This is a genomic window from uncultured Nitrosomonas sp., assembly GCF_902826915.1.
Lineage (GTDB): Bacteria > Pseudomonadota > Gammaproteobacteria > Burkholderiales > Nitrosomonadaceae > Nitrosomonas.
The window spans coordinates 1-26,236 of record NZ_CADEGP010000044.1 but is presented as its reverse complement, the minus strand read 5'-3'; the positions used below and the strand labels follow the sequence as shown (position 1 = coordinate 26,236).

The 26,236-nt window shown below is 46.4% G+C and carries 25 protein-coding genes and 1 pseudogene; 10 read left to right on the top strand and 16 right to left on the bottom strand.

Features of this window, described 5'->3' with window-relative positions; translation table 11 throughout:
- A pseudogene (locus QZV86_RS08995) lies at window positions 1-898 on the top strand (IS3 family transposase); the annotation flags it as partial.
- A 23-nt stretch (window positions 899-921) separates the two neighbouring features.
- Here the strand turns inward: QZV86_RS08995 and QZV86_RS08990 are convergent.
- Window positions 922-1,188 (bottom strand): transposase, encoded by a 267-nt coding sequence (locus QZV86_RS08990; protein ID WP_295626592.1) that lies wholly within the window; start codon window positions 1,186-1,188, stop codon window positions 922-924.
- A gap of 99 nt (window positions 1,189-1,287) precedes the next feature.
- Between QZV86_RS08990 and QZV86_RS08985 the strand changes: the two genes are divergently transcribed.
- On the top strand, window positions 1,288-1,437 hold the full coding sequence (locus QZV86_RS08985) for a hypothetical protein (protein WP_295626589.1): 150 nt from the start codon (window positions 1,288-1,290) through the stop codon (window positions 1,435-1,437).
- Here QZV86_RS08985 and QZV86_RS08980 read toward each other — a convergent pair.
- The gene (locus QZV86_RS08980; RefSeq protein WP_295626586.1) at window positions 1,424-2,248 is read right to left on the bottom strand and encodes an NYN domain-containing protein; all 825 of its coding nucleotides are present in this window, start codon (window positions 2,246-2,248) and stop codon (window positions 1,424-1,426) included. The genes QZV86_RS08985 and QZV86_RS08980 overlap by 14 nt on opposite strands.
- Window positions 2,249-2,481: 233 nt before the next feature.
- On the opposite strand from QZV86_RS08980, the gene QZV86_RS08975 reads away from it, so the two are divergent.
- The 3 genes from QZV86_RS08975 (at window position 2,482) to QZV86_RS08965 (ending at window position 5,757) form a co-directional block, all read left to right on the top strand.
- Entirely contained in the window at window positions 2,482-3,771 is a 1,290-nt protein-coding gene (locus QZV86_RS08975) for an NAD(P)-binding domain-containing protein (protein WP_295626583.1), read from the top strand.
- A gap of 85 nt (window positions 3,772-3,856) precedes the next feature.
- Window positions 3,857-5,338, top strand: a complete 1,482-nt coding sequence (locus QZV86_RS08970; protein ID WP_295626580.1) for a YdiU family protein — start codon at window positions 3,857-3,859, stop codon at window positions 5,336-5,338.
- A gap of 35 nt (window positions 5,339-5,373) precedes the next feature.
- On the top strand, window positions 5,374-5,757 hold the full coding sequence (locus QZV86_RS08965; RefSeq protein ID WP_295626577.1) for a VOC family protein: 384 nt from the start codon (window positions 5,374-5,376) through the stop codon (window positions 5,755-5,757).
- Window positions 5,758-5,915: 158 nt separating this feature from the next.
- Here the strand turns inward: QZV86_RS08965 and QZV86_RS08960 are convergent, their stop codons facing one another.
- The 4 genes from QZV86_RS08960 to QZV86_RS08945 form a co-directional block, all read right to left on the bottom strand.
- Complete coding sequence (locus QZV86_RS08960) at window positions 5,916-6,140, bottom strand: DUF3330 domain-containing protein (RefSeq protein ID WP_295626574.1); 225 nt, start codon at window positions 6,138-6,140, stop codon at window positions 5,916-5,918.
- Window positions 6,141-6,177: 37 nt separating this feature from the next.
- Window positions 6,178-6,723 carry a YMGG-like glycine zipper-containing protein gene (locus tag QZV86_RS08955; RefSeq protein WP_295626571.1) on the bottom strand — a complete coding sequence of 182 codons (546 nt, stop codon included), beginning with the start codon at window positions 6,721-6,723 and terminating at the stop codon, window positions 6,178-6,180.
- 15 nt (window positions 6,724-6,738) lie between these two features.
- A complete protein-coding gene (locus tag QZV86_RS08950) occupies window positions 6,739-7,173 on the bottom strand; it encodes a hypothetical protein (protein ID WP_295626568.1) in 435 nt (144 codons plus the stop codon).
- A 290-nt stretch (window positions 7,174-7,463) separates the two neighbouring features.
- The gene (locus QZV86_RS08945) at window positions 7,464-8,294 is read right to left on the bottom strand and encodes a spondin domain-containing protein (protein WP_295626564.1); all 831 of its coding nucleotides are present in this window, start codon (window positions 8,292-8,294) and stop codon (window positions 7,464-7,466) included.
- 401 nt (window positions 8,295-8,695) lie between these two features.
- On the opposite strand from QZV86_RS08945, the gene QZV86_RS08940 reads away from it, so the two are divergent.
- Entirely contained in the window at window positions 8,696-8,872 is a 177-nt protein-coding gene (locus QZV86_RS08940; protein WP_295626561.1) for a hypothetical protein, read from the top strand.
- A gap of 3 nt (window positions 8,873-8,875) precedes the next feature.
- On the opposite strand, the gene lspA is transcribed toward QZV86_RS08940, so the two are convergent.
- Genes lspA through QZV86_RS08925 form a run of 3 tightly spaced genes read right to left on the bottom strand, consistent with a single transcriptional unit; the run spans window position 8,876 to window position 13,187 of the window.
- On the bottom strand, window positions 8,876-9,367 hold the full coding sequence (gene lspA / locus QZV86_RS08935) for a signal peptidase II (protein ID WP_295626558.1): 492 nt from the start codon (window positions 9,365-9,367) through the stop codon (window positions 8,876-8,878).
- 30 nt (window positions 9,368-9,397) lie between these two features.
- Complete coding sequence (gene ileS, locus QZV86_RS08930) at window positions 9,398-12,196, bottom strand: isoleucine--tRNA ligase (protein WP_295626555.1); 2,799 nt, start codon at window positions 12,194-12,196, stop codon at window positions 9,398-9,400.
- A gap of 19 nt (window positions 12,197-12,215) precedes the next feature.
- Window positions 12,216-13,187 (bottom strand): bifunctional riboflavin kinase/FAD synthetase, encoded by a 972-nt coding sequence (locus QZV86_RS08925; protein WP_295626552.1) that lies wholly within the window; start codon window positions 13,185-13,187, stop codon window positions 12,216-12,218.
- A gap of 404 nt (window positions 13,188-13,591) precedes the next feature.
- Here QZV86_RS08925 and QZV86_RS08920 point away from each other — a divergent pair, with 404 nt between their 5' ends.
- From QZV86_RS08920 to dapE, 4 genes are all read left to right on the top strand, one after another.
- Window positions 13,592-14,539, top strand: coding sequence for a calcium-binding protein (locus tag QZV86_RS08920; RefSeq protein ID WP_295626549.1), 948 nt, complete (start codon window positions 13,592-13,594; stop codon window positions 14,537-14,539).
- Window positions 14,540-14,863: 324 nt separating this feature from the next.
- A complete protein-coding gene (gene ovoA, locus QZV86_RS08915; protein ID WP_295626546.1) occupies window positions 14,864-16,978 on the top strand; it encodes a 5-histidylcysteine sulfoxide synthase in 2,115 nt (704 codons plus the stop codon).
- The gene (locus QZV86_RS08910; RefSeq protein WP_295626543.1) at window positions 16,975-18,153 is read left to right on the top strand and encodes a MalY/PatB family protein; all 1,179 of its coding nucleotides are present in this window, start codon (window positions 16,975-16,977) and stop codon (window positions 18,151-18,153) included. The genes ovoA and QZV86_RS08910 overlap by 4 nt, the downstream gene beginning before the upstream one ends.
- A 178-nt stretch (window positions 18,154-18,331) precedes the next feature.
- Entirely contained in the window at window positions 18,332-19,534 is a 1,203-nt protein-coding gene (gene dapE, locus QZV86_RS08905; RefSeq protein ID WP_295626538.1) for a succinyl-diaminopimelate desuccinylase, read from the top strand.
- Window positions 19,535-19,662: 128 nt separating this feature from the next.
- Here dapE and hslU read toward each other — a convergent pair whose 3' ends face one another.
- From hslU to QZV86_RS08870, 7 genes are all read right to left on the bottom strand, one after another.
- Entirely contained in the window at window positions 19,663-20,994 is a 1,332-nt protein-coding gene (hslU, locus tag QZV86_RS08900; protein ID WP_295626535.1) for an ATP-dependent protease ATPase subunit HslU, read from the bottom strand.
- A gap of 57 nt (window positions 20,995-21,051) precedes the next feature.
- Window positions 21,052-21,573 carry an ATP-dependent protease subunit HslV gene (gene hslV, locus QZV86_RS08895; protein ID WP_295626532.1) on the bottom strand — a complete coding sequence of 174 codons (522 nt, stop codon included), beginning with the start codon at window positions 21,571-21,573 and terminating at the stop codon, window positions 21,052-21,054.
- Between the two features lie 112 nt (window positions 21,574-21,685).
- Window positions 21,686-22,579, bottom strand: coding sequence for a tyrosine recombinase XerC (gene xerC, locus QZV86_RS08890; protein ID WP_295626595.1), 894 nt, complete (start codon window positions 22,577-22,579; stop codon window positions 21,686-21,688).
- Window positions 22,563-23,273 (bottom strand): DUF484 family protein, encoded by a 711-nt coding sequence (locus QZV86_RS08885; protein ID WP_295626530.1) that lies wholly within the window; start codon window positions 23,271-23,273, stop codon window positions 22,563-22,565. The genes xerC and QZV86_RS08885 overlap by 17 nt, the downstream gene beginning before the upstream one ends.
- A gap of 14 nt (window positions 23,274-23,287) precedes the next feature.
- Window positions 23,288-24,115: a diaminopimelate epimerase gene (gene dapF, locus QZV86_RS08880; protein ID WP_295626527.1), complete on the bottom strand. Its 828-nt coding sequence runs from the start codon at window positions 24,113-24,115 to the stop codon at window positions 23,288-23,290.
- A 305-nt stretch (window positions 24,116-24,420) separates the two neighbouring features.
- The gene (locus QZV86_RS08875) at window positions 24,421-24,585 is read right to left on the bottom strand and encodes a hypothetical protein (RefSeq protein WP_295626524.1); all 165 of its coding nucleotides are present in this window, start codon (window positions 24,583-24,585) and stop codon (window positions 24,421-24,423) included.
- Window positions 24,586-24,865: 280 nt separating this feature from the next.
- On the bottom strand, window positions 24,866-26,236 hold a 1,371-nt coding region (locus QZV86_RS08870; protein WP_295626521.1), incomplete at its 5' end, for a hypothetical protein.

Sequence of the window (26,236 nt, the reverse complement as noted above, 5' to 3'; positions counted from 1 at the left end):
TCGCATGAATTCCAATATTTATAGGGTCTCCAAGCGTTTTGCAGGACTGACTACTAAAGGAAACGGCGGTCTTTTTCGTGAAAGAAACGAAGTGAAATATTCGTTCATCACCCAAAGGAAGAAGACCTACCCGGTTGGCTTGATGTGCCAACTGATGGGTGTAAGTCGTAGCGCCTACTATGATTATGTCCGGCGCACTGACAATTATTCTGAAAAACAATGTCACGAGGAAATACTTGAAACGGTTCGAGGCATAGCGAACTCCAGCAATCATAGCTACGGCAGCCGCAGAATCGTAAAAGCACTGAATGCGTTGGGTTATCCGGTTGGTCGCTGGAAAGCTCGAAGCCTGATGCGGGAAGTCGGCGTGCAGTTCAAACATTTAATGTTGAAGCCCCGAATCAAGTCTACGTTGGCGACATAACCTACATTTGGACCCAGGAAGGCTAGCTGTATCTGGCTGTCATCATTGATTTGTTTTCCAGAAAGATCGTTGGTTGGAGTATGAATTCAAGAATGAAAGCGAGACTGGTGTGTGATGCATTGAGAATGGCTATCTGGCAGCGTCAATCACAAACCGGACTGACAGTACAGCAGGACTCACGGATCGCAATATGCCAGTAAAGAATACCGGCGGCTTCTGAAAATACATGGCTTTATGGGTAGCATGAGCCGTATTGGTGATTGTTTCGACAATGCTGTGGCTGAAAGCTTTTTCCGCAGCCTCAAACAGGAGCGAATCCACTGGCGGCATTACCAAACCCGCTATGCAGCACAGCAAGATGTGCTGCACTATATTTCCATGTTTTATAACAGCCATCGATTGCATTCAGTCTTGGAATACAAAAATCCGAATCAATATGAACTAGAAACAAAAATGTTGAAAAAAGTCGCTTAACTGGATTGTACGGTTTTACTTGATCAGGTCAATATATCTCGCTCTTCACGGGCAATGGCTAATTCACGCTCTAGCACACAAATACGTAATTGTTCGGCACTCAGCTTACTGACACCGAGGCTGCTTGTGAGCGTGCCTTGCTGATATTGCGAAATCCAAGTTCTGATAGACTTAGGCGCAATATCTAGATTCCTACTAGCCTCAACTATTGTTAATCCTTCTGATTGCATTAAACAAACCGCTTCTTTCTTAAATTCTTCTGTAAACACACGACGGGGAATACGTTTCATAAAAACTCCTATCAAGTTGATAAAATATCATCAACTTGCCCGCCCTCAAAATCAGACCTTACTCATTGATCAGCTTTATCGTAAATTGGCCAAATAACGTTGAAAAAGCACCTGCCTGTTTCCGATGTACTGGCACAAACAAGCCGATATGAAGCCGCAGAATCACTTTATCAGCGCATCAAGCAACCGCCAAACATTGATCGAACAAAAATATTTTTCCTGACTACTGATGAATTTATTGCATTTTAGCACGCAGATAAAGAATTGTTCTGTCGGATCCCGGAGTTTTCCGTTCTTCGATTTCAAAAAGATCTTTTTTGTCTTTAACGAGATCTGAAAGTTTCTTATAGCCATACAGTCTTGAATCAAAATCAGGCTGCAGCTTGGTCAGATAGCTCCCAAACACACTCAGATTGGCCCACCCGGTATCATCAACGGATTGCTCCAGTGCGGTCAAAACAAATTCTTCGGGAAATTGCGGTTTTTGCTCTACTGTTTTAGTGGCAGCTTTGGCTTTGGTAGATCTCTTTCTCGTCTTCACTTCGGTTGGCGATGGGTCCGATTCAATGACTCGGCTGGAACGTAGAATCTCGGTGAATACAAACTTGTTACACGCATTGCGAAAGGCATCCGGTGTTTTCTTTTCGCCAAATCCAAGTACCGTAAGTCCTTCTTCGCGCAACCGCATGGCAAGACCGGTAAAGTCACTGTCGCTGGTGATCAGACAAAATCCATCAAATTTATTAGTATAAAGGAGATCCATCGCATCAATGATCAATGCGCTATCAGTCGCATTCTTTCCGGTGGTATAGGCAAATTGTTGCACCGGCTTGATCGCATATTTTTGCAGCACTTTCTTCCAGGATATGCTCGCTGGGGATGTGAAATCACCATAAATACGCTTGACCGTTGCTTCCCCGAAGCGCGCAATTTCAGCAAGCAATGCCTCGATAACGGCAGCCTGAGCATTATCGGCGTCAATCAACACGGCCAATCGCAAGGTTGGTTCTTCGGTTTCATTTTTCACAATTTGTCGTGGAGAGGCCAAAATTACTCCCATAGTAGAAAAATATAAGTGGGATTAGTGTATACGGGTGACCGTCATACTACCAAGCACAAAATTTATTTGGTTACGGATATAAAACCATAGTGCTAGCTGATTTCCACGTTTGCTGCAGCGCACTTGTGCTGCGCCACATTCATCCTGCCGTTTATTCAACACTGGGTTAAGTGCGATAGAATGATCCTTTCCCAACAACGTAATACTCAGTGAGTTAACAATAAAAAATGCGCATGGCAATCATCGGCGCCGGTTGTTCCGGCCTCACCGCAATCAAGCATCTGGTGGAAGCAGGCTTGCAAGATATCGTCTGTTATGAGAAAAGCGATCAGATCGGTGGTAACTGGGTGTATACATCGACACCCAGCGATAGCAGCGTCTGCAGGGTGACGCATACGATTTCCAGCAAATCCATGTCGCAATTCAGTGACTTTCCGATGCCGGATGACTATCCGGATTACCCCAGTCATCAGCAAATACTGGCCTATTTCCAAGCGTATGCCCGGTATTTTCAGCTGGAAAAATATATCCAGTTCAATGTTGCTGTTCAGCATGTTGAGAAAATAAAAAATGAACGGTGGCGATTGTCTCTGAGCGATGGCGCGCAATCAGAATGTGATTATTTGGTGATTGCCAATGGCCATCTTGCAATTCCACGCCACCCTGACTGGAAAGAGGATTTTTCCGGAAAATATTTGCATGTACATGGCTACAAAACCAATCAGGGCTTAGAAAACCAGCAGGTGCTCGTGATTGGCGCCGGAAACTCGGGCTGTGATTGCGCGGTTGAAGCGAGCCGTGATGCCGCTTGCGTCGACATGAGCTTACGCTCTGCGCAATATATTATTCCCAAGCTCATTATGGGCAAACCCACCGACACTTTTGCGGCTTCATTACAGTGGTTCCCGCAGAGCATACAAAACTGGCTGCAAAAAATTTCCCTGCGGATCCAGATCGGGCGTTATCGTGATTATGGATTACCCGAACCTGATTTTTCCCCCACACAAGCGCACCCCACCATCAATTCGGAAATCTTCAATAAAATTCGGCATGGCAAAATACGCCTTCGTCCAGGCATTCAGGGTATCTCGGGGCAAACCGTGCATTTTAGCGATGGCTCATCGCAGGCGTATGACGTCATCATTGCCGCAACCGGTTACAAAATCAGTTTTCCTTTTTTTGATGCGAATTTTATTAACTGGGAAGATGCCGCGCATATTCCACTTTACTTACGCATTTTTCATCCCGATCATCCCAGCTTGTTTTTCATCGGATTAATCCAGCCTCAGGGCTGCATTTGGACACTCGCGGAAGCACAATCCCAGCTAGTCGGACAATGGTTGAGCAAAAAGACTCAACTGCCCTACGATTGGCGCGAACAAGCTTTGCGTGAAGGCGAATATTGGGCACATCAATTTATTGCCCGCCCCCGTCATGCACTGGAAGTTCACTACTATCCCTATTTAAAATCTCTCCGCCAGATAATCAAAAACACAAACCAATCATCTTTTAAGCGGTCATAAATGAATCAGGTGATTGCACGTTACGTCCCTTACAATATCGTATATTGTGCAGTAATATCCGATTCAAATAATGTGAAAAAGAACGATGAAATCCCAAAAAAAACAAACCAGTGATCGTGTCGGCTGGCGCTTCGATAATAGTTATGCGCGCCTGCCCGATTATTTTTACGCCCAACTGACTCCTGTTCCGGTAAACACTCCACAGACCGTAATAGTGAATCATGCACTTGCAGAATCGTTGGGATTGGATCTCGGCGTGTTGTCTGCCGAAGAAGCTGCCTTACTGTTTTCCGGAAATGTATTGCCGCAAGGGGTACAGCCGATCGCGCAAGCCTATGCCGGTCATCAGTTTGGTCATTTCACGATGCTGGGCGATGGACGGGCGATTTTATTGGGAGAGCATCTCACGCCGAACGGTGAACGATTCGACATTCAGCTCAAGGGCTCCGGCCAGACTCCGTTTTCCCGGCGCGGTGATGGCCGTGCGGCTTTAGCGCCGATGCTGCGCGAATACATCATTAGTGAAGCGATGCATGGATTGGGCATTCCCTCGACGCGCAGCCTTGCCGTGGTCACCACTGGAGAGCAAGTAATGCGGGAAACCCGGCTCCCCGGTGCAATTCTTACTCGAATAGCAGCCAGTCACATTCGCGTCGGAACGTTTGAATATGCCGCCGGACAAGGTGGCGCTGATGCGATTAAAATCCTGGCGGATTATGCGATTCAACGTCATTATCCCGATCTGAATGATGCCGAAAACCCTTATCTATCGTTGCTAAACCAGGTGATTGACCGTCAAACTGCGTTGATCGCAAAATGGCTGCTGTCGGGTTTCATTCACGGCGTCATGAATACGGACAACATGAGCATCAGCGGGGAAACGATTGACTACGGCCCGTGTGCATTCATGGATGCATATAATCCCAACACGGTATTCAGTTCGATCGACCAGAACGGCCGCTATCGCTATAGCAATCAGCCGCAGATGGCGCAATGGAATCTTGCGCGTTTAGCTGAAACCTTACTGCCATTGATTAATTCGGCACAAGAAAAAGCCATAACATTGGCGGAAGAAGCCATTCATGCTTTTCCAGAGAAATATCAGGCCGAGTGGATAACAGGAATGCGCAAGAAATTAGGATTATTCACGGAAGAAACCGAGGATTCTCAATTAATCACCGACCTTCTTACCTGGATGTATCAACATCAAGCTGATTACACCAATACCTTCCGCGCGCTGTCCGTAGAAACCTTCCCTGCTGATAACACGTTTCAAGATACCGAGTTCGAAACGTGGCATACCCGCTGGCAGGAACGACTGGCGCGCCAATCCGAGACTAAAGAACGATCAGTGCACTTGATGCAAGCCAATAACCCTGCAATCATTCCGCGCAATCATCGCGTCGAGGAAGCGCTATCCGCTGCCTCCGAACAGGGTGATTACACATTGATGCAGCAATTACTTGCGGCACTTGAGAATCCATATACCGATGCACCGGAGCACTATGACTATCGCACGCCACCAGCACCGTCGGAACGCGTGTATCAAACGTTTTGCGGAACGTGAGGTTGCCAAGAGAAAATATTAAAAGGAAAACAGCAATGGCAATCACCCTTAATCACACTATCGTGCCCTGCTTCGATAAAGTCGAGTCGGCGAAATTTTATAGCCGCGTGTTTGGTTTTGAATATGTCGGCATGTTTTCTCATTTCATCGTGGTGCGCGTCAACGATACCTTAAGCCTGGATTTCGATAACAAGGAACAGTTTTTATCGATTCACTATGCGTTCAAAGTATCCGAACAGGAATTTGACGAAATATTTGCGCGACTGCAGCTTGAGCAAATTCCCTATGGCAGTGGCCCAGGTAATGCGGATAATATGACGATCAATCACAACTATGGCGGCCGCGGTGTTTATTTTCGCGACCCTAACGGGCATCTGCTGGAGATGCTGACAGTGGATTACGTCATCCCGCCACAATGACTTTCCTCTGAATATTGAATGAAAATGTGATCAACGCGAGTAAAAATTACATCTTACCTACTTCTCCTAATCCTATCCTTTGCTGAAATCGAATCTCTAGCGAATTCAGATTGCAAGTTACGACCTGTTTAAGGGACATTAACCGCAGGTTCTCGGGCTCAACTGTCCTTTAAAGATTCAGAGCCTTCTTCCTGTTTCTTCCATTTGTCGTAACACTCGAGACCGCAGTAGTACACGATGTAATCAGTCGATTTGACGCTCGTAGCCTCGGATAACGGTATCTCTTTAAAACATACGTCGCAGGACACCACTTCTGGCACTACAATTTTATCCTGTTCGATCACTTCAGAATCTCCTGTCGTTGAGGAACGATTTTGCTTCATTAACCCTATCGCGCTGCACCACAAAATCACCCTGCATTTATTGCGGTGGCGGAGGTGGCGGATTTCCCGCTGGTGGCGGTGGCGGCGTAAAATTCTCTGATGGATTTGTAACCCTTGGCCCCGTATTGCTGCTCACAGGTTGATTACCCGTAATTCTGCCCGAAACCGGGACGCGATGGCCTTTTGCATACATGCATTGAATATAGCTCATGTCGTATTGCCGTTGACTCATATACCCGGAAGTATCAGCCGTGCCAGAACCAACAACACCGCCCGCCAAAAGCCCCGTGCCTGCACCAATGGCTGCACCCTGCCCGCCCCCTATAGCAGCGCCTGCAGCGGCACCAAGCCCAGCTCCAATCGCCGCGCTTTCTATACCACTGGCTTGAGAAGCCTGTCGCGGCGTTTTACCGCCAATTTGCTGATGGGCATAACCCCTGCATTCAAAATCATCATAACGAAACTGCTCAAAGCTTTTCCCTGTACCTGGCAACGCCATAACGCTAGGGCCAGTTGGCATATTGACACAGGCAGTTACTAAGCCCATAACCAGCAGTGTGGACAATCTTCTCAAAGTAAGCATACTTAGCCTCTCATGTTATTGTCCTGGCGGCTGCGGCGCAACTTGCAACCAGCCACCAGGGCATTTCCTGACATAAGGATAGTAACCATCAGGATCCTGACAATAGTACCAGTAATTGGTTTGTGGTTGTACCGGCTGAATTGATTGCGATGGTTGCTCAATATAAACAGGCGGCGTAGCCGGAACAATCACCTGTGGCGGATAAGCGTATACGGGTGGAAAGTAATAAGAAGGGTAGCCATAGCCGTATCCGCCAAATCCATGACGGCCAAAACCATAGCCTCCATACCCGTAACCACCATAAAACCCTGGACCGTAGTAACCTAAACCGATACTTAAATGATTATGACTATGTCGAAACCCATGTGCCCACGCAGAGTTGCTTACAGCGATTGCCAGTAGCACGACTGTCAGATGGATCCGTTTAACGCCCCGCATAAAAAGCCCCATTGAATATTTATAGTGTCAGACTAAAAATTGGACTGACACATTACCTGAGAATTCCATTGATTAGGTTCCTTGACAAGCTTAGCGCGAACAGTAACTTATTCATTACGCTTGCCGCAAGCTTGTCGAACCAGGAAATAATCAATTGTTGAGCTTTCTATACAACGTTAAGTCAACAATTTCAGACGAAATTGTTGACAATGCGTTTTTGCGGTCTCTTGACAGATACCCCTATTGACAGAGTTCTAGCTGTCTCATCAGCTAACGCTCTGCTACGCTGGAATCTAACAACGTTATGTGGCTTGTTGTAAGCGTCGCATATTGACACCTACCAAGATCAGCAAACCGGCAATCAGCATGGCCACATTCTGTGGTTCCGGCACGGGACTTACTTCAAACGAAATATTATAAATTTGGCTATCGGCAGTTAAATTACTATGGAATGGATATCCTGCCGCAGTGGTTAAACCATTCAAAGCTGCCAGCTCAGCAAAATTGAAAGAAACAACCGAGTTCTGTGGATTGTTTAGTGAACCGTCGACACCGGATAGAAATGCAGCCGTAGCAGGATCAAATACTTCAGAACCGGCGTCCCAGATTTGCCTCGCTGTCTGATTTATTTGCGTGAGTTGCAAATTGCCAGCATTATCGAATAACTGGAAAGCGGTTGGTGAATCATTGCCAATGAAAAAATCATTGCTGGGAATTGCCATTGCCGCGAAAGTGAAGTAGGGGTTAAGTATCGGATCAACCAGGAAATTTGCACTCAAGCTTTCTCCGGGCTGCAGCACACCGCCGATGGTGCCGAGCGTTGCGGTTGCGTCAGCTGCCGCGAAAGCTGATTGCCATGCGCTACCGTCTCCGACTTCCGCCAGTGGAGTCAATGCTGAATTCGCTGGTTGGCCGATATTGAAGGAATCAAAAATACCCTGATGAAAACCTAAATTTAGTGGTGTAAAACTTACACTATTGGTAGGTGCAAGGTTTTGGACATTGACCGTAACTTGAACTGCAGCAGCTTGTACAACAACAGGCATACTTAACACCATCAATACAACGGCAATCAGCAACGAGCGCATTGTCCGCGGCAAAAATGCTGAGGAATCATACACAGAGTTAGACATAGAACCTCCTAAATTATGTCATGTGGCAGACTATAAGCTAGTGACAGCTATAGTGCTACCGGGAAAAGTCACACCGGACTCAATCTTTCCGGTAGAAATTATCAGAAAAACAAAGATCTACTAAAAAATCTATGCGAAACTTTGATTGCTCCTTGTAAGAATTTGAATTTAAATTCCTAGTGGAGCGATCCTATTCTGAATGCAGGGATATTTAAAAGTCAATGCGACATATTGTCGCACCACCTAGAATTTCTTAGGTTTGATGCGTTTTATACTAATCAGATGCAGTGGGTTAACATCGATACGGATCAGAGTTCACGCCTTGGTGCCGTCAGTGTTGATACAATAGATCATCGTTAGGCGATGATTATGGATACTAATTTCTTGTTTTGGAATATAAGATGCAGAAAAACAAATGGGTGCTGAGGGTAATCTCTATATCAGCAGCGTTATCACTATTATCTGGCTGCTGGACAATGGCCGTTGTTGGGGCTGGCGCTTACGGAGGATATAAAATGAAAGAAAAGGGCTATACCTTGCAGAGTCCTATTACTAAAGAGAGAAAATCGAGAAAATAAGGCTTATTGCTTGATTTTATTCTGAATATTTTCTGCCTTATCTTTTCTGAAGCTTTCGTAGATCATCAATACCGCGCCGACACAGATCGCCGAATCGGCAACATTGAAAGCAGGCCAGTGATAAGCACCAATGTAAAAATCCAGGAAATCGACCACATGACCCAGTGTGATGCGATCATACAAATTGCCTAGTGCACCACCGAGAATCAAACTCAATGACAAGCAGAATAATTTTTCATGCTTGTATCGATTGAGCAAATAGATAATCAAAAGCGCCGCACTGCCTGCAACACCACTCAGAAACCAACGTTGCCAGCCCGATTGGTCACTCAGGAAACTGAATGCAGCACCGGGATTATAGGTGAGTACCAGATTAAAAAAACCAGTCAGCGGAATGACTTGACCGAATTCCAAGGTGGACTCTACCCAGTATTTACTTACGAGATCCAGCACTAAAATAATTAAAGTGATGGCAAAACTGATGTGAAGCTTCATGAGAGGTATCCGCTAAATGATCATTAAGTTCTAAGCATAGTTACGTGCTTCACCGCTGCCATAAAGATTGGAAACACAACGTTCACATAAAGTTGGGTGATCCGCGTGATGTCCGACATCCTGGCGATAATGCCAGCAACGCTCGCATTTTGTGTGTGCGCTGGACGTCACAACGATACTCTCCTGTTGAGCATCATTGGCTTGAATCAAGTCGACTGCAGAGACAATCAACACAAAGCGCAAATCGTGACCCAACGAGCTGAGTAAGGTAAAGTCTTCTGCGCGGGCGCGAATTTCAACTGCCGCCGCTAATGAAGAGCCTATTTCTCCCTGAGTACGAGCATCTTCCAGTTTTTTCAACACTTGTGAGCGTAATGTACGTATTTTCGCCCAACGTTGGTGTAATAGCTCGGCATCCGGTTGCGCCGGAAAAATATGCCAATTATGCAATAGCACACTATCTTGGCTATCGCCGGTCAGATGCTCCCAGACTTCTTCCGAAGTAAAACTCAGAATTGGTGCAAACAGCCGCACCAAGCAATGTGCAATATGATGCAGCGCAGTTTGAGCAGAACGGCGAGGCAGGCCTGTTGCTGCTGCCGTGTACAGACGATCCTTGAGAATATCCAGATAGAAGCCACCCAAATCTTCAGAACAAAAATTATGTAGTTTATGCACCGCTTGATGAAATTCATAGCGGTCATAACAGTGTGTCAGATCGTCTTGAAATGCTTCTGTCAGCACCAGCATATAACGATCAATTTCCAAACAATTCGCAACCTCAATTGAATCAGTTTGCGGATCAAAATCCATCAGATTAGCCAATAAAAAGCGCAGCGTATTACGAATACGGCGGTAACTTTCAATCACCCGCTTTAGAATTTCTTCGGAAATGGAAAGCTCGCCGGAATAATCGGTAGACGCAACCCACAAGCGCAAAATATCGGCACCGGAAGTATTTATCACTTTTTGCGGCGCAATGACATTACCTTTGGATTTGCTCATTTTGTGACCACTTCCATCCACCACAAAACCGTGCGTGAGCAGCGCTTTGTATGGCGCACGGCCGTCAATGGCGCAGCCAGTCAACAGCGCGGATTGGAACCAGCCACGATGCTGATCGGAACCTTCCAAGTATAAATCAACCGGGAATGTAAGCTGCGCATCCGCTTTAACAACCGTATCATGCGTGGTACCGGAATCGAACCAGACATCCAGGGTATCGGTTAGTTTTTTATAATCCTTGGCTTCCTCACCGAGCAATTCGGAATCTTCCAACGCAAACCAGGCCTCGATTCCCTGTTGTTCTACTTTTTGCGCTACTTGTTCGAGCAATTCAAGTGAGCGTGGATGTAGCGCATGGGTGTCTTTATGCACAAAAAATGTCATCGGAACACCCCAATTGCGTTGGCGTGATACGCACCAATCCGGACGGTTCTTGATCATTGCTTCCAGACGTGCCCTGCCCCATGTCGGATAAAATGCCGTGGTGTCGACTGCCTGCATAGCCAGTTCACGCAATGTTTTATCCTGCGTAGATGCAGCATCTGCCTTATGCAAATTCATGCCGATAAACCATTGCGGCGTGGCGCGAAAAATAATGGGAGTTTTATGACGCCAGCAATGAGGGTAACTATGATCAATCTTTTTTAAACAAAAAAGATGTTCATTGGTTTTGAGCGTATCGATGACAACGTCGTTGGCCTTCCATACCGAGAGCCCACCAACCAAAGGAATATGAGCAATAAATTTGCCATCGCCATTCACTGGGCTCTCACTCGGTAAGTTGTAATTTTGCCCGACAAAATAATCGTCCAGCCCATGTGCGGGCGCCGTGTGTACAAGCCCGGTACCCGCCTCCAATGTGACATGCTTGCCGCAAATGATTTTTACTGCACGCGGTTCAAACGGGTGTTGCAGTGGCAAATGTTCCAACGCCTGACCTTTGCATGTGGCCAGTGTTTCACCGGTCAAATTATAACGCTCAAGACAAGCTTGTTTCAGTTCACTAGCGAGTATCAATAAGCCTCGCGTAGTTTGTACGAGTGCATAGTCGAATTCGGGGTGAACACAGACGGCTTGATTAGCAGGCAATGTCCACGGCGTAGTGGTCCAGATGGTGGCATAGGTTTGGATATTTTCTGGAACAGAGACGCCAAAAATATCGCCGAGCAATTGATGCGCGGACGGAATTGCAAAACCCACATCAATCGCAGGTGAGCTTTTATCTTCATACTCCACCTCCGCTTCAGCCAATGCGGAACCGCAATCTATACACCAGTTTACAGGTTTCTGACCTTGATACAGGTAACCACTCTGATAAATTTTCCCCAGTGCGCGAATAATACCGGCCTCAGTTTTGAAATTCATTGTCAAGTAAGGATGCTCCCAATCACCCAACACACCCAAGCGAATGAAATCGACTTTCTGGCGTTCAACCTGCTCTTTGGCAAAAGCACGACAGAGTTCGCGCACTTTATCGGCGGGTAAATGCTTGCCATGCTTTTTCTCGATCTGATGCTCAATCGGCAAACCATGACAATCCCAGCCAGGAATATAGGGCGCATCAAAGCCGGACAGTGTTTTGCTCTTGACGATGACGTCCTTGAGGATTTTATTGACCGCATGACCGATATGAATATCGCCATTGGCATACGGCGGGCCATCGTGCAGTATGAATTTCGGGCGGCCTTTGCTGACAGAACGAATCTTTTGGTATAGATTTTTTTCTTGCCAGGCTTTCAACATGTCAGGCTCACGGCTGGCAAGATTGCCACGCATCGGAAAAGGCGTATCGAGCAAATTGAGGGTTTTCTTATAATCAATCATGAAAGTTACAATAAATAAGTTAAGGGGCGCTGCGCGAGCGATTATATTGAATTGGCGTGATCATAAAAAATTCTTTGGCTTGTGCGACATCTTTTTCGATCTGCCGGATAAGCATAGCGATATCTGCATATTTTTCTTCGTCACGCAGTTTGTGCAGAAAATCAACACGCAAGTGCTGTCCATAAATTTCATCAGCAAAGTCGAACAAATGAACCTCTAATACAGGTTTACCGTTCTCATGAATTGTTGGACGCACACCCAAGCTGGCTACACCCGGTAGTGGAATTTCCGATGATGACGAATTGGCGCCATAGACTGATACCACGAAAATACCGGAAAGCGGCAGCAGGTTATGCTTCAACTGAATATTCGCTGTCGGGAACCCTATTTGCCTGCCTAATTTGTCACCATTGATGACTCGACCATTGATACTGTAAGGTCTACCCAACAGTTTTGTGGCCGCATCCAAATCACCAGTAATCAACGCCTGCCGGATAGCAGTGCTGGAAACACGTTGATTGCCAATGGCAATACTCGGCATGACTTCCAGCGTATAATTATTCTCCGCGGAGAGCGCTTGTAACATTGCAATATCCCCAGCACGGCGTGCGCCAAAACGAAAATCATCGCCTACCAATAACCAACGAACACGCAAATCTTGATTCAAAATCTGTGTAATGAATCGTTCCGGATTGATCCTGGCAAAGTCATCATTAAAACGACAGATATGAATGCTATCGATTTCGGCCTGAATTAAGCGACTCAATTTCTCCCGCAAACTGGTCAATCTCGCTGGGGCTTGATCCGGCGCGAAAAATTCGCGCGGGTGTGGCTCAAAGGTCATTACACAGGCGGGAAGCCCAAGTTGATTGGCAACATCTTTTAATCGAGTCAGTATCGCCTGATGGCCTAAATGAACACCATCAAAATTACCTATGGTAAGTGCAACCGGCGTCTTAGCGTGTGCCGATACCTTGCGCCAAGTGTGCATGATTAAGCAGGGACCAAAAAATTAGTGATTCTAACGTGTTTAAGGCAACTAGGTCTAGTTAACGTTGGGTCAATTTATGTCTTGATTCGGTACAGCTAATGGAGCATTTGACAGAGAGCAATCAACTTTCATTCCGTTGTGAGTTTTCTCACAAATAATCCAATCACATACGCTTATTATAAATAATGTAACTCGAATTATTCTCCCAAAGATGTATATTTATGTGCAATAACATCGAGTTATGCAGTAGTCACAGTTTTGTCATAGATTGTGGCTATACTCACTGAGTGGTACGGTCAAAGGGAAATAAGCACCTGCTGATTTTGGCGTAGCACTCAACCAATAAAATGCTTGTAGCATGGAACTATTCATTTAAATTTCTCAACATTATGTGAGGTGATAAAATGGCAATCGTTAACGGTACAAACTTTAATGACAACAACACAGTTCAATTTAATGGTGTTTTTTTTCAATTATTCCCACAATTAGATGGGACCAATGGCAATGATACGATCTCCGGCTTCAATGGAACCGATATTCTCCGTGGTTTCAATGGAAATGATGTATTAGACGGTGGCGCTGGTGCTGATGACATGGACGGCGGTGATCACAACGATGTTTATTTTGTTGATAACCTTAGCGATGTAGCTGCAGAAGCCTTCAATGATGCATTGGGAGGCATCGATTTGGTAAATTCCTCCGTCACACACACTTTGGGTTTTGGTATCGAGAATCTCAATCTCACAGGCGCCGCCATTATTAACGGCACCGGTAACGAGAACGGCAACAAAATCAATGGCAACACAGCCGCTAATATAATCAGTGGATTAAGCGGTAATGATCGTCTTTTCGGCCTTGGTGGCAACGATACTTTGAATGGCGGATCAGGCAACGACAATTTGGCCGGCGGAGAAGGCAATGATATTCTGCAAGGCGGATCAGGTAACGATGTCTTGCGTGGTGACAATGGTGATGATATTTTGGCTGGGGGGCTGGGTAACGATACGCTTTTTGCGGGTCTCGGCGCTACCGATCACTATTTGTTCAATACCGCATTGAATAGCGCAACCAACGTGGATACCATCATGGGATTTTTTGCACCTGTCGACACCATTCGATTGGACAACGATATATTTACCAGCTTGGGAGCACCCGGCGGCATTGCTGCGGGTAATCTCAAAATCGGCCCGGGTGCAGTCGCAACCGACGCTAACGATTTCTTAATTTACGATACCACCACTGGTGCACTATCCTATGATGCCAACGGCAATGGCGCCGGAGCAGCGATTCAGTTTGCTACTATCGCCGGCGTAGCCCCATTATCAGCAGTTGATTTCTTGGTTGTCCAATAAGTAATCAAGAGACCCATTATTAGCAATGGATTCTTCACTAGCCAAACTCTATTTTGTAATAGAGTTTGGCTTATATCATCAATATAAGCACCTATTCAGCTTCGATTCTCTCCAAATGAACTTCTGGCCGACCAGTTGTTCTCTACTTTAGTTGTTAATCTAATCTCTACCGCATTTTTTAGTTTCACTGTATATTTCGTTGCTATTTCACAAACTATCCCCAAATTAGAAACCTGTGGCAATTATCCCGATTGAATATGATCTGAAAAGCATGAAGCGTTATAATACCCGCCAAAGAATTAACTAATTTGTTAAAAATACGTTATGTCACAACCCCTATTCCAAAGAACACCGCTGCTGGATGGCACTGATATCAGTCTAAAACGTGAGGAAATACGGAGCTATTTCCACACCACGCTGGATCGCTATGAACAACTGTTTGAAACGCTACGTAATGACGAAGCGTACTATGAAAAGCCCATTGCATTGCGGCACCCATTGATTTTCTATCTGGGTCATACTGCAACCTTTTTTGTGAATAAGCTCATTCTTGCCGGACTGATCACCGAGCGCATTGATCCCCGCCTGGAATCGATTTTTGCCGTTGGTGTCGATGAAATGAGCTGGGACGATCTGGATAGCACACATTACAACTGGCCCAGCGTCAAAGAGGTGCAATCCTATCGAAAATCCATGCGCAGCTTGGTCGATGAACTGATTAGCACCATGCCGCTGACTTTGCCAATTTCCTGGGAAAGTAACTGGTGGCCGATACTGATGGGCATTGAACACGAACGCATCCACCTGGAAACTTCCTCGGTATTGATCCGTCAGCACACGTTGCATTTTGTGCAACCACACCCGAATTGGCAACCCTGTCGTAAATCCGGAACCGCGCCGCAAAATGAATTGATTCGCGTTGAAGCCGGCACCGTCACAATCGAAAAAAACAAAACAGACCATCAACATTACGGCTGGGATAATGAATATGGTTCACATACAACCGATATCCCAGCCTTTCAAGCAAGCAAGTTTCTGGTTAGCAATCAGGAATTCCTACCTTTCGTTGAAGCCAATGGCTATCGGACAGAAAGTTATTGGCAGGAAGAAGGCCGTTCCTGGCAAGAATTCACGCAAGCAGAACGCCCAACATTCTGGATCAAAAAAGACGATACATGGTACTTGCGCCTGATGACGGAGGAAATTCCGATGCCGTGGGATTGGCCGGTTGAAGTCAATTATCACGAAGCGAAAGCGTTCTGTAACTGGAAAGCTGCTATGACAAAACAACCCGTGCGATTGCCAACCGAAGATGAATGGTATCGGCTCTATGATGCCGCACAATTACCCGAAGTACCGATGGATACGAAAGCTTGCGGCAATCTGCATCTGGATTATTACGCATCAAGTTGTCCGGTTACTGAATTTGCCTACGGCGATTTTTTCGATATCGTCGGAAACGTCTGGCAATGGACAGAAACACCCACCTATCCATTTTCTGGCTTTGACGTGCACCCGCTTTATGACGACTTCACCACACCGACATTTGATGGCCAGCATAATTTGATCAAAGGAGGTTCATGGATTGCTTGTGGCAACGAATCGTTGCGCAGCGCGCGTTATGCCTTCCGTCGTCATTTTTTCCAGCATGCGGGCTTCCGCTATGTGGTTTCGGATGCACCAGCGACACTGCCAGCTTCCAATTATGAAACCGACAAACTACTCTCGGAGTATGCAGAATTTCATTATGGTGACGTCTATTTCGATGTGCCTAATTTCTCCAAAGCACTGGCAGAAATTGCGCTCGAAGCAATGGGAGATAAACCCAAGCACACCGCGCTAGACCTGGGCTGTGCATCTGGCCGATCCACTTTTGAATTGGCACGCGGTTTTGATCATGTCACCGGCATCGACTTTTCCGCACGCTTCATTGGTCAGGGCGTGCAACTGGTGCAACAAGGCACCCTACGCTACACCTTGACTGAGGAAGGCGATTTGGTTTCTTACAAAGAACGCACGCTGTCCGATCTGGGACTAGATCAAGTCAAAGATCGTGTCGAATTTTATCAGGGCGATGCGTGTAATTTAAAATCGATTTTTACCGGCTACGACTTAATTCTTGCTGCTAACTTGATCGACCGGCTATATGATCCGGACAAGCTGCTCAGCAACATTCATACGCGCATCAACGCGGGCGGTTTGCTGATGATCGCATCACCTTACACCTGGCTGACTGAACATACCAAGAAAGAATCCTGGGTTGGCGGCTTCAAGCGCGATGGCGAGAATTTCACCACATTGGATGGCTTGAAAGAAATTCTGGGCAAAAACTTCCGCCTGACACAAGGTCCACAGTCCGTGCCTTTTGTCATCCGTGAAACCAAGCGCAAATTCCAACATACGTTGTCTGAAGTCACGATCTGGGAGAAAACTTCTTGAGCAGTGGTTTTGATTTTGACCACCAGATCAACCGCACAGCAACTCACAGTGTCAAGTATGACGGCCGGCAAGCTATATTCGGCAGCAGCGAGGTCATCCCGGCGTGGGTAGCCGACATGGATTTCGCCGCGCCACCTGCAGTCACCCGGGCATTGATAGCGCGCGCCAAGCACCCAATATACGGCTATACGCTTTTCCCCGATAGCATATATGATGCTCTGATCCATTGGATGAAACGACGGCATGGCTGGAACATTCAGCGCGACTGGATTATCCTCTGCCCCGGCGTGGTGCCGTCGATCAACGCCGCCGTGATGGCATTCACACAACCCGGTGAGTCAGTCATTATCCAACCACCGGTATATTTTCCTTTCTTTTCAGCTGTCACACAAACCGGTCGAATGCTGATTCAAAATCCACTATTGCTGCAGAATGGCCGCTACACGCTTGATTTCGATCATCTGGAGCAATGCGCCAAGCAAGCGAAATTGCTGCTGCTGTGCTCGCCGCATAATCCAGTTGGTCGTGTTTGGCAACCCAATGAGCTGGAACGGCTGCTACAAATTGCTGAGAAACGAAACTTAATTATTTTTTCGGACGAAATCCATGCCGATTTGATTTACCCCGGCAATCAACACCCTCCCCTCGCCGTAATTGCAAAAAATAACGCTAAAATCATTACGGCAGTAGCTCCCAGCAAAACCTTCAACATTCCCGGATTAAATCTGTCGGCACTGATTATTCCAGATGATTCCGTGCGCAGCACCATGACAAAAATTTTCGACAATTTTCACGTCAGTGCATCCAATCCCTTCAGCATCGCTGCGTTTGAAGCTGCCTATCAAGAAGGTGAAACATGGCTGGAAGCACTATTGATTTATTTGCACGACACGCGCGATTGCGTTGAAGCATTCTTGGCCGAGCATTTATCCGAAATCAAAGCAATCAAAGCCGAAGGCACTTATCTGCTGTGGCTGGACTGCCGGGCAATGAACATGACCGACGCACAGCTGAAACATTTCTTCGTCCATGAAGCAGGCGTTGGCATGAATCCCGGTACGCAATTCGGCAAGGAAGGCAGCGGGTTTATGCGGTTGAATATTGGTGCACCGAGAAAGTCTATTTTATCAATTATGCACAGAATTAAACAAGCTTGGCACAATAAAAATAATTAATCGGTATGCTGTATTGCAGCTAAAATTCGGTCTTGAGCGTATACATTATAAAATCAGACTCTATTCGTTCGCTTTGATCCGCAACAACTCGGCAATTTTAATAGGCAAAGGCAGCAGAAGCAGAAGTAATCCAGTACTTAACTGAATCATTTAATTCATTAAACTTAGGAAAATAATTATGTCCAATGACACACTGGCACTTGCACAAACACTGATTGCTCGCCGATCACTCACGCCTGCCGATGAGGGGTGTCAACAAATCTTAATTGATCATCTGGAGAAACTCGGCTTCCATATTGAAAAAATGCGCTTCGGAAATGTCGATAATCTTTGGGCTCGACGTGGCAACACGACGCCAGTGCTTTGCTTTGCTGGACATACCGATGTTGTTCCAGCCGGACCAATGGAACAATGGGACAGTGATCCATTCACGCCAACTATCCGCGATGGTCGCTTATATGGGCGTGGAGCTGCCGACATGAAATCCTCGTTGGCAGCTTTTATCACTGCCATTGAAGCATTTCTAGCACAGCATGCCCACCATCAAGGGTCTATCGCATTGCTGATCACTTCAGATGAAGAAGGCGTTGCGATCGATGGCACTGCCAAAGTGGTCGAAGCGCTTAAAGCACGCGGCGAATTACTCGACTACTGCATTGTGGGCGAACCAACATGCAGTGAAAAATTTGGCGATACCATCAAGAATGGCCGACGCGGCTCTTTATCTGGCAACCTCACCATCAAAGGTATACAAGGCCATATCGCCTATCCGCATCTAGCCAAAAACCCAATTCATCTGGCTGCTCCGGTGATTGCGGAACTGGCAAATACAGAATGGGATCAGGGCGATGAATTTTTTCAACCGACAACCTGGCATATTTCCAATATCAATGCTGGAACAGGCGCTACCAATGTTATTCCCGGTACGCTGAATTTATTATTTAATTTTCGCTTTTCCACCGCTAACACCGTTGAATCGCTCACAACCAAAGTGCATCAAACTCTCGATCAATATGGACTGGATTATGAGTTGCAATGGGAACTATCAGGGAAACCGTATCTCACGCCTAAGGCCGAACTAGCCAACGCTATAAGCGCTGCCATTACTAAAGTAACTGCTATCGAACCACAATTATCCACATCAGGAGGCACTTCAGATGGTCGGTTTATCGCAGATATTTGCTCCCAGGTGATCGAATTCGGCCCACATAATGCGACTATTCACAAACTGAATGAATATGTCGAGGTCGATGACCTTGAACAATTGTCGAGCGTCTATCTGTTTACCATGGAAAATTTACTGTCTCCAGGAAATGGAGCAGCTCAGGAAAATTCAGACAGCTTCTGGAATAAACTAAAAAAATATTTTTCTTTTGAATGAAATCGAACCAAAAATCCTGTGGCAAAACCACAGGGTTTTTTGAAAAGCTCAAGCAGACGCAGCTCTAAATAAAAACAACACCATCAGCGATAAATTGCGTTTAACTCTTAAATGCTTGTGAGCTGATATCACAACACATATCTTGCCAAATCCTCACTTTGTGACAGATCCTTAAGACGCTCATCAACATATGCTGCATCAATGACCAAGGTTTCACCGCTGTGTTTAGGCGCATTATAAGAAACCTCTTCGAGCAGCTTTTCGATAACGGTATGCAAGCGCCTGGCACCGATATTCTCAGTTTTGCTGTTAACAGAGTGCGCAATTTCAGCCAGGCGTTTGATCGCATCACCGTTAAATTGTAATGTTACGCCCTCGGTAGCCAGCAGTGCTCCATATTGGCGCGTCAGACAAGCGTCGGTATTGGTCAGAATCTGTTCAAAATCACTAACGCTCAGACTGGTCAGTTCAACGCGAATAGGAAAACGCCCTTGCAACTCCGGGATCAAATCGGAAGGCTTTGACATATGAAACGCGCCACTGGCGACAAACAAAATATGATCAGTTTTGATCATGCCGTATTTAGTGGAAACGGTCGTTCCTTCCACCAAAGGCAGCAAATCGCGTTGCACACCCTGCCGTGAAACATCCCCACCGGCATTGCTGGCCCGGCTGGCAATTTTGTCTATTTCATCCAAAAATACAATACCATTCTGTTCCACATTCTGGATCGCTGATAGTTTCAATTCTTCATCATTGACCATTTTTGCGGCTTCTTCTTCCAACAATATTTTTTTTGCCTCACGTATCGTCAATTTGCGGGTTTTCTTTCTTTCACCGCCCATATTCTGAAACATGCCTTGAATTTGGGATGTCAGGTCCTCCATTCCCGGTGGCGCAAAAATTTCCATGCTGGCGCGGGGAGCCGCTACCTCAATTTCAATTTCCTTATCATCCAACTCCCCCTCGCGCAGTTTTTTACGAAACTTTTGTCGTGTCAAATTATCGTGATCATCCGTATTGACTTGTGTCCCAAAGTCCCTGGAACCTGGTAATAGCGCATCAAGAATACGATCTTCGGCACGATCTTCGGCAAGTGGCTGCTTCTTGCGAGTTTCTCTTTCTCGTGATTCCTTCACGGCTGTCTCCGCCAGATCGCGAATAATTGAATCAACATCGCGCCCAACATAGCCAACCTCAGTAAATTTAGTCGCCTCGATCTTGATAAAAGGTGCATTTGCAAGTTTGGCCAAACGACGTGCAATTTCGGTTTTACCGACGCCGGTTGGCCCGATCATCAGAATATTTTTTGGTGTGATCTCCTGACGCAGAGGATCAGCAACCTGTTGGCGGCGCCAACGATTTCTCAGCGCGATCGCAACAGCTCTTTTGGCTGAATCCTGGCCGATTATATGTTTATCCAGTTCGTGAACAATTTCCTGCGGAGTCATTTGTGACATGGTTTCAGATTCTGTAATAAGTGTAATGTAAACAGCGGCTATAAACTACCGTCAAGTTCAATCGATAGTTTCGATAATATGGTCCTGATTGGTATAGATACAGATATCGCCCGCGATACTCAGCGCTTTTTTCACGATCTCTTGAGGGGACAAATCCGTATTTTCCAATAATGCACGCGCAGCGGCCAGTGCGTAGGAACCGCCGCTGCCAATCGCGGCGATACCCAATTCAGGCTCGATGATATCGCCGGCACCGGTAACAATCAGCGTTGCCTCTTCATTAGCCACCACCAGCATAGCTTCCAATCTGCGCAAAATACGATCGGTGCGCCAATCCTTAGCCAACTCAACTGCAGCACGCATGATATGCCCCTGATGGGCTTCCAGCTTACCTTCAAAGCGTTCAAACAAGGTAAAGGCATCAGCGGTCCCTCCGGCAAATCCAGCCAGAATTTTGTCATGATACAGCCTGCGGACTTTACGCGCACTGGATTTGGCGACTACAGCGCCGAGCGTTACTTGGCCATCGCCACCCAGTGCAACATGAGGGCCGCGCCTTACTGAAACAATTGTTGTCATGAAATTTCTAATGCGTCACAAAACTTGATTATAACGTATAAAACATCGCTAATTCGGATAGAAAGACCCTATCAACGTATATGAACGTTGAAAAACATTTTCGAACAGCCTGTTAATTTTTTTTCTTTGCGCGCGGATGTGCAGCATCATAAATCTTTGTTAAGTGCTGAAAATCGAGATGGGTGTATACCTGAGTGGAAGTTATGTGGGCATGTCCGAGCATTTCCTGAACCGCGCGCAAATCACCACTGGATTGCAACACATGCGAAGCAAACGAATGCCGCAAAACATGAGGATGTACATTCTGATGCAAACCCTGTTGCCTCGCTCTGCTTTTCAATCGATAAGCAATAGCGCGCATACTGATTGCATCACCGCGTTGCGATAAAAAAAGTGCTGTGACATCGGGCTTGATAAGCCGCAAGCGTAACTCTAACCAAGCAGTTAAGGACTGAAGCGCGCACTCTCCTACCGGAACAATGCGCGCTTTGCCGCCTTTGCCCAGAACCCTGATTGTTCCTTCCGCAAAATGGACATCCACAGGACGGAGTTGCGTCAGTTCCGCCAGCCTTAAACCCGAGGAATAGAATAACTCAAACATCGCACGATCACGTGCCATCAAAATATTCTCAACTGAAAATTCCAAAAGTCGCGTGGCTTCATCGGGTGACAGCGCATGCGGCAATTTCTGCGGCGATTTGGGAACACGCACGGCGTGACATGGATTATGTTGCAAGCCATGCTTACGAATTAAAAAATTATAAAACCCCCGCCAGGCTGATAACATTCTGGCTAAACTTCTGCCGCCAAGTCCTTTGCCGTGAAGTTGCGCAATCACTTGGCGGATATTGAGCGTTTGCACCTGATTCAAATCGTCTATACTCAGATGTTGCAACAGAGCACAAATATCACGTGCATAGCTTTTACAAGTGAGCGGTGACAGGCGCCGTTCATAAGTTAAATGGTCAATATATGCGGCAGCCAGCAATTCAGGAGTGTTGTTCATCAATCACTGTCTGCTGATCAGCCAAATTACCCACGGTTTCAGCTTGATCATAACGTGTCACCGTCGTGCACACTAGCTCTCCTAACCGTTTCAGATGCAACGTTCCCATTTCAGGGTAAAACCGCTCGATATCAGGGCTGCCTAGAACCACTAAACCGATGGTTCGGGTAGTATTCAAAGGAATCATCGCAAACGAATTAAGATGCTCAGCGCCCTCACCAAACCATTGCTTAATTTCATCTACGATATGATTGCCGCAATAAGGCTGCGGCAAGCTTTCGGCAATCGTCTGCACATCTTCGCTAACGACCATAAATTCAGCATTGGTTTTACCATAATTAGCCACATTCCAGAGACGCATGGCCACAAGCGGGATGGCAAAATCTTCTTTCAAACTGAAGTACAGCGCATGAAACAGCTCGTCCATGTTCGAAACAGAAAGTAAAGCGATCGCCAGTCGATGCATTTTCTCTCCAATGGCGTCGTTCTCCTCACCAAAACTAATCAATTCCAATAACTTATCCTGCAGAACGCGATTTCTTTCCCGCAATGAAATAATTTGTCTCTCATTGAGCGAGATTACTTTCTCATCCTGCGGGTGGAAAATCTGGAGGTCCGCCAGCAAATCAGCATATTCATTGAAGAACTGCGGGTGCTCCTGCAAATATTGCGCAACTTCATCCGGTTTCATCATAGTCCCTTAATTGATTACAAATTGATTTCGCCTTCAAATACCGTAACTGCCGGGCCGGTCATCCAGACCGGCTCATCGTAACCCTGCCAGCTAATTGTCAGCTCACCGCCTTGCGTACTCACGACAACCTGACGATTCAGCAAACCCAGATTGATACCTGCCACGACAGCAGCGCAAGCCCCTGTTCCGCAAGCTAGTGTTTCACCTGCGCCACGTTCAAACACGCGCAACTTGATATGATTCTGATCCAGAACTTGCAAATAGCCAACATTAACTTTATTGGGAAAACGTACGTGCTGCTCAATCAACGCACCCTCAGTGACAACCGGCGCGCTCGCGATATTCGCAACCACACGCACGGCATGCGGATTACCCATCGACAATGCGCTTATTGTAACCGGCTCATCAGGCAATTCAAGTTGGTAAGTCAATGCGCGTTGGTCAGCAATGAAGGGAATATGCTCCGGTTCAAATATCGGCTTGCCCATATTCACCGTGACATTTCCATTGCTTTCCAGTCGGGGCGATATCACACCACTCAAAGTTTCGATGCGAATCTCATTATTTTGTGTCAAACCATGATCATGCACATAGCGCACAAAACATCGCGCTCCATTACCGCATTGCTCAACCTCGCCACCATCGGCATTGAAAATACGATAACGAAAATCCGCCTGACCTTGCGCTTTCTCAACCAGCAAAAGTTGGTCACAACCAATGCCGAAATGCCGGTCTGCCAGTCGGCGAATCTGTTGTCGGTCAAGATTGATCGTTTGATTGATACCGTCCAAGACCACGAAATCATTTCCCAAACCCTGCATTTTGGTAAATTTTAATTTCATCGATCAAGTATTCCAGTGGCTCAAATTTGTCAGCACCATCCAATAATCATTCACCACAAAACCATCTCCGATGTCGACAATACTATCATAGCGTTATGGTTACGCTTGTTAACCGTCAGGATCAATGGTTGCAAATCATTCTTGCGCATAGTATCCATTGTATCCGCTACCAGCATTGCGCCACAGCCTTTACGATGATGATCACAATGGAACTATAGTTTATCAATTTTCAGTTCTCCCGGGTGCCCGGTAAGCATACAGCAAGAAAAGCCAATGATCGACCGATCCACAGCCAGTTTCATCCGCTACATGTTGGGATCTGTGAGTTGCGCATGAATGAGCGCCGGCTGATATCGTTGCATCAGCATATATTCAATCTGGGCAGATGCAGGAATAGTAGCATAATGATACTGCCAAATGGTTCGTGCCAATGCAGCGATTGTTATTGTATCCTCTGATGTTAAAGGCAATATACTCGGCTGCATTTTAATTATGAACAGACTGAGTTTTATATCTTTAGCGTATTCAGGCAGTTACTGCAGTTCAGTTACGCAGCAAGTAAATACGACGTGTGATGCAGTAAGGGGCTTGTTGAAAGCAACCATGCTTCTCAGATTGCCAGAATAACTGATTTGCTTTAGGAAGATTCTATTCAGCTCAAAAGAATGAATTGAGAAAAAGGTTTGAGCAGCCCTCACGCTTTTAAAACTCGACCGCTCACGCGGCCGAGTTTTTTATCGGTGATGATGCCTAATCCGCAACTCTCTCAGTATCGCTACCACCTTTTGAAGACGTTACTGTAACGCGGGCTGGCGGCACTAGGTAAGCATCCACTCCCGACACCGTCACTTCATATTTTCCAAAAGCACCCGACTGCAACATTGGGAATTCAGCGGCCCCTATACGCAACATAAGTTCGGGAATAGTGCCCACAGCTGAACTTATCTTGTCGCTCGAAAAGGCCACGACTTTTATAGCCTTCGTCTCTTTATTCCAAGTTGCCTGACTAATTCTCACATCATCAATGACATCGACAGTTTGCACCGTTTGCAGACCGTTGGTACTTGTGGCAGTAATCGTTACCTGATCAGGAACAGAAAGACCATAAGTTGGGCTTAAATTGGCGCGTTTGAAAAAGGTGCTTGCGTCATCAAATTCCATTTCTCCATTCTGACTACCCTGAGGTATACCGCTGAGCTCAACAGTGGCAGTAATCGGCGCTTTCACCCATGCATTGATACGAGCCGTCGTTCTAATATTGTTAGGGTCACTTACATTTGTGGTACGGGAATAGGTTGTGCGTACAGACTCGATTCCTGGCGGGGTGTTTGCCTCGTCATAAATTTTGCCGGAGATCGAAAATAAATTGGTTTCGACAAAATTTTGTCCGCTGCCGTCTAAATCCACACCATCCGGACCTTCGATGCGGAAATAATTAACACCGCAATGGCCACCGATTACTTCGTGATCAACATTAGGATCACCCACATAACCATCAGGAGCAGTCGGCGCAATGGCAGGATCCCAGATCAGGAAAGGGCCAACCTCACCGCTTAACATAGTTTCAAACGGTGCAGCGCCACCGATATCGCGCGTCACGTTAATAGCACGCGTACCGGCCGTTGCATTGTAAACTTCCGGTGAGCAGTTACCTTCGACTTCATTGAGAAAGGGATGCCAGATTTTGTATTCGCCAGCGACCGGTATATCAACCCGGATACGCACGCGCCCAAAAGCAAATTGATCATTCGGCGCGGGATCTCCGGCAGCATAGGCAGCTTCCAAAGCCAGCACTAAAATGGCCTGTCCTCCTCCAGCCAGATTTAAATTGGCGCCACCTAGCCACCAAAACGCCTCTGCACCAAAGCCGGTTGCGACGGAAGTTGCATTGCCCGGTATCACAGGATCAAAAAAACACATGCCGGTAACACCATCGCCATCCAGGCACAACTGCAAGACAGTGCCATTGGTATCGGAAAACCAGGTCGGAAAATGATTCACCGGAGATATTAAACCTTTACCGGCCAATGCAGCATTGGCCGACTGTATATTCAAACTCATTACTGCTACTACAAAGACAAAAGCAATGCTCAGTTTCTTACTGATGTCCGCAATCCCTTC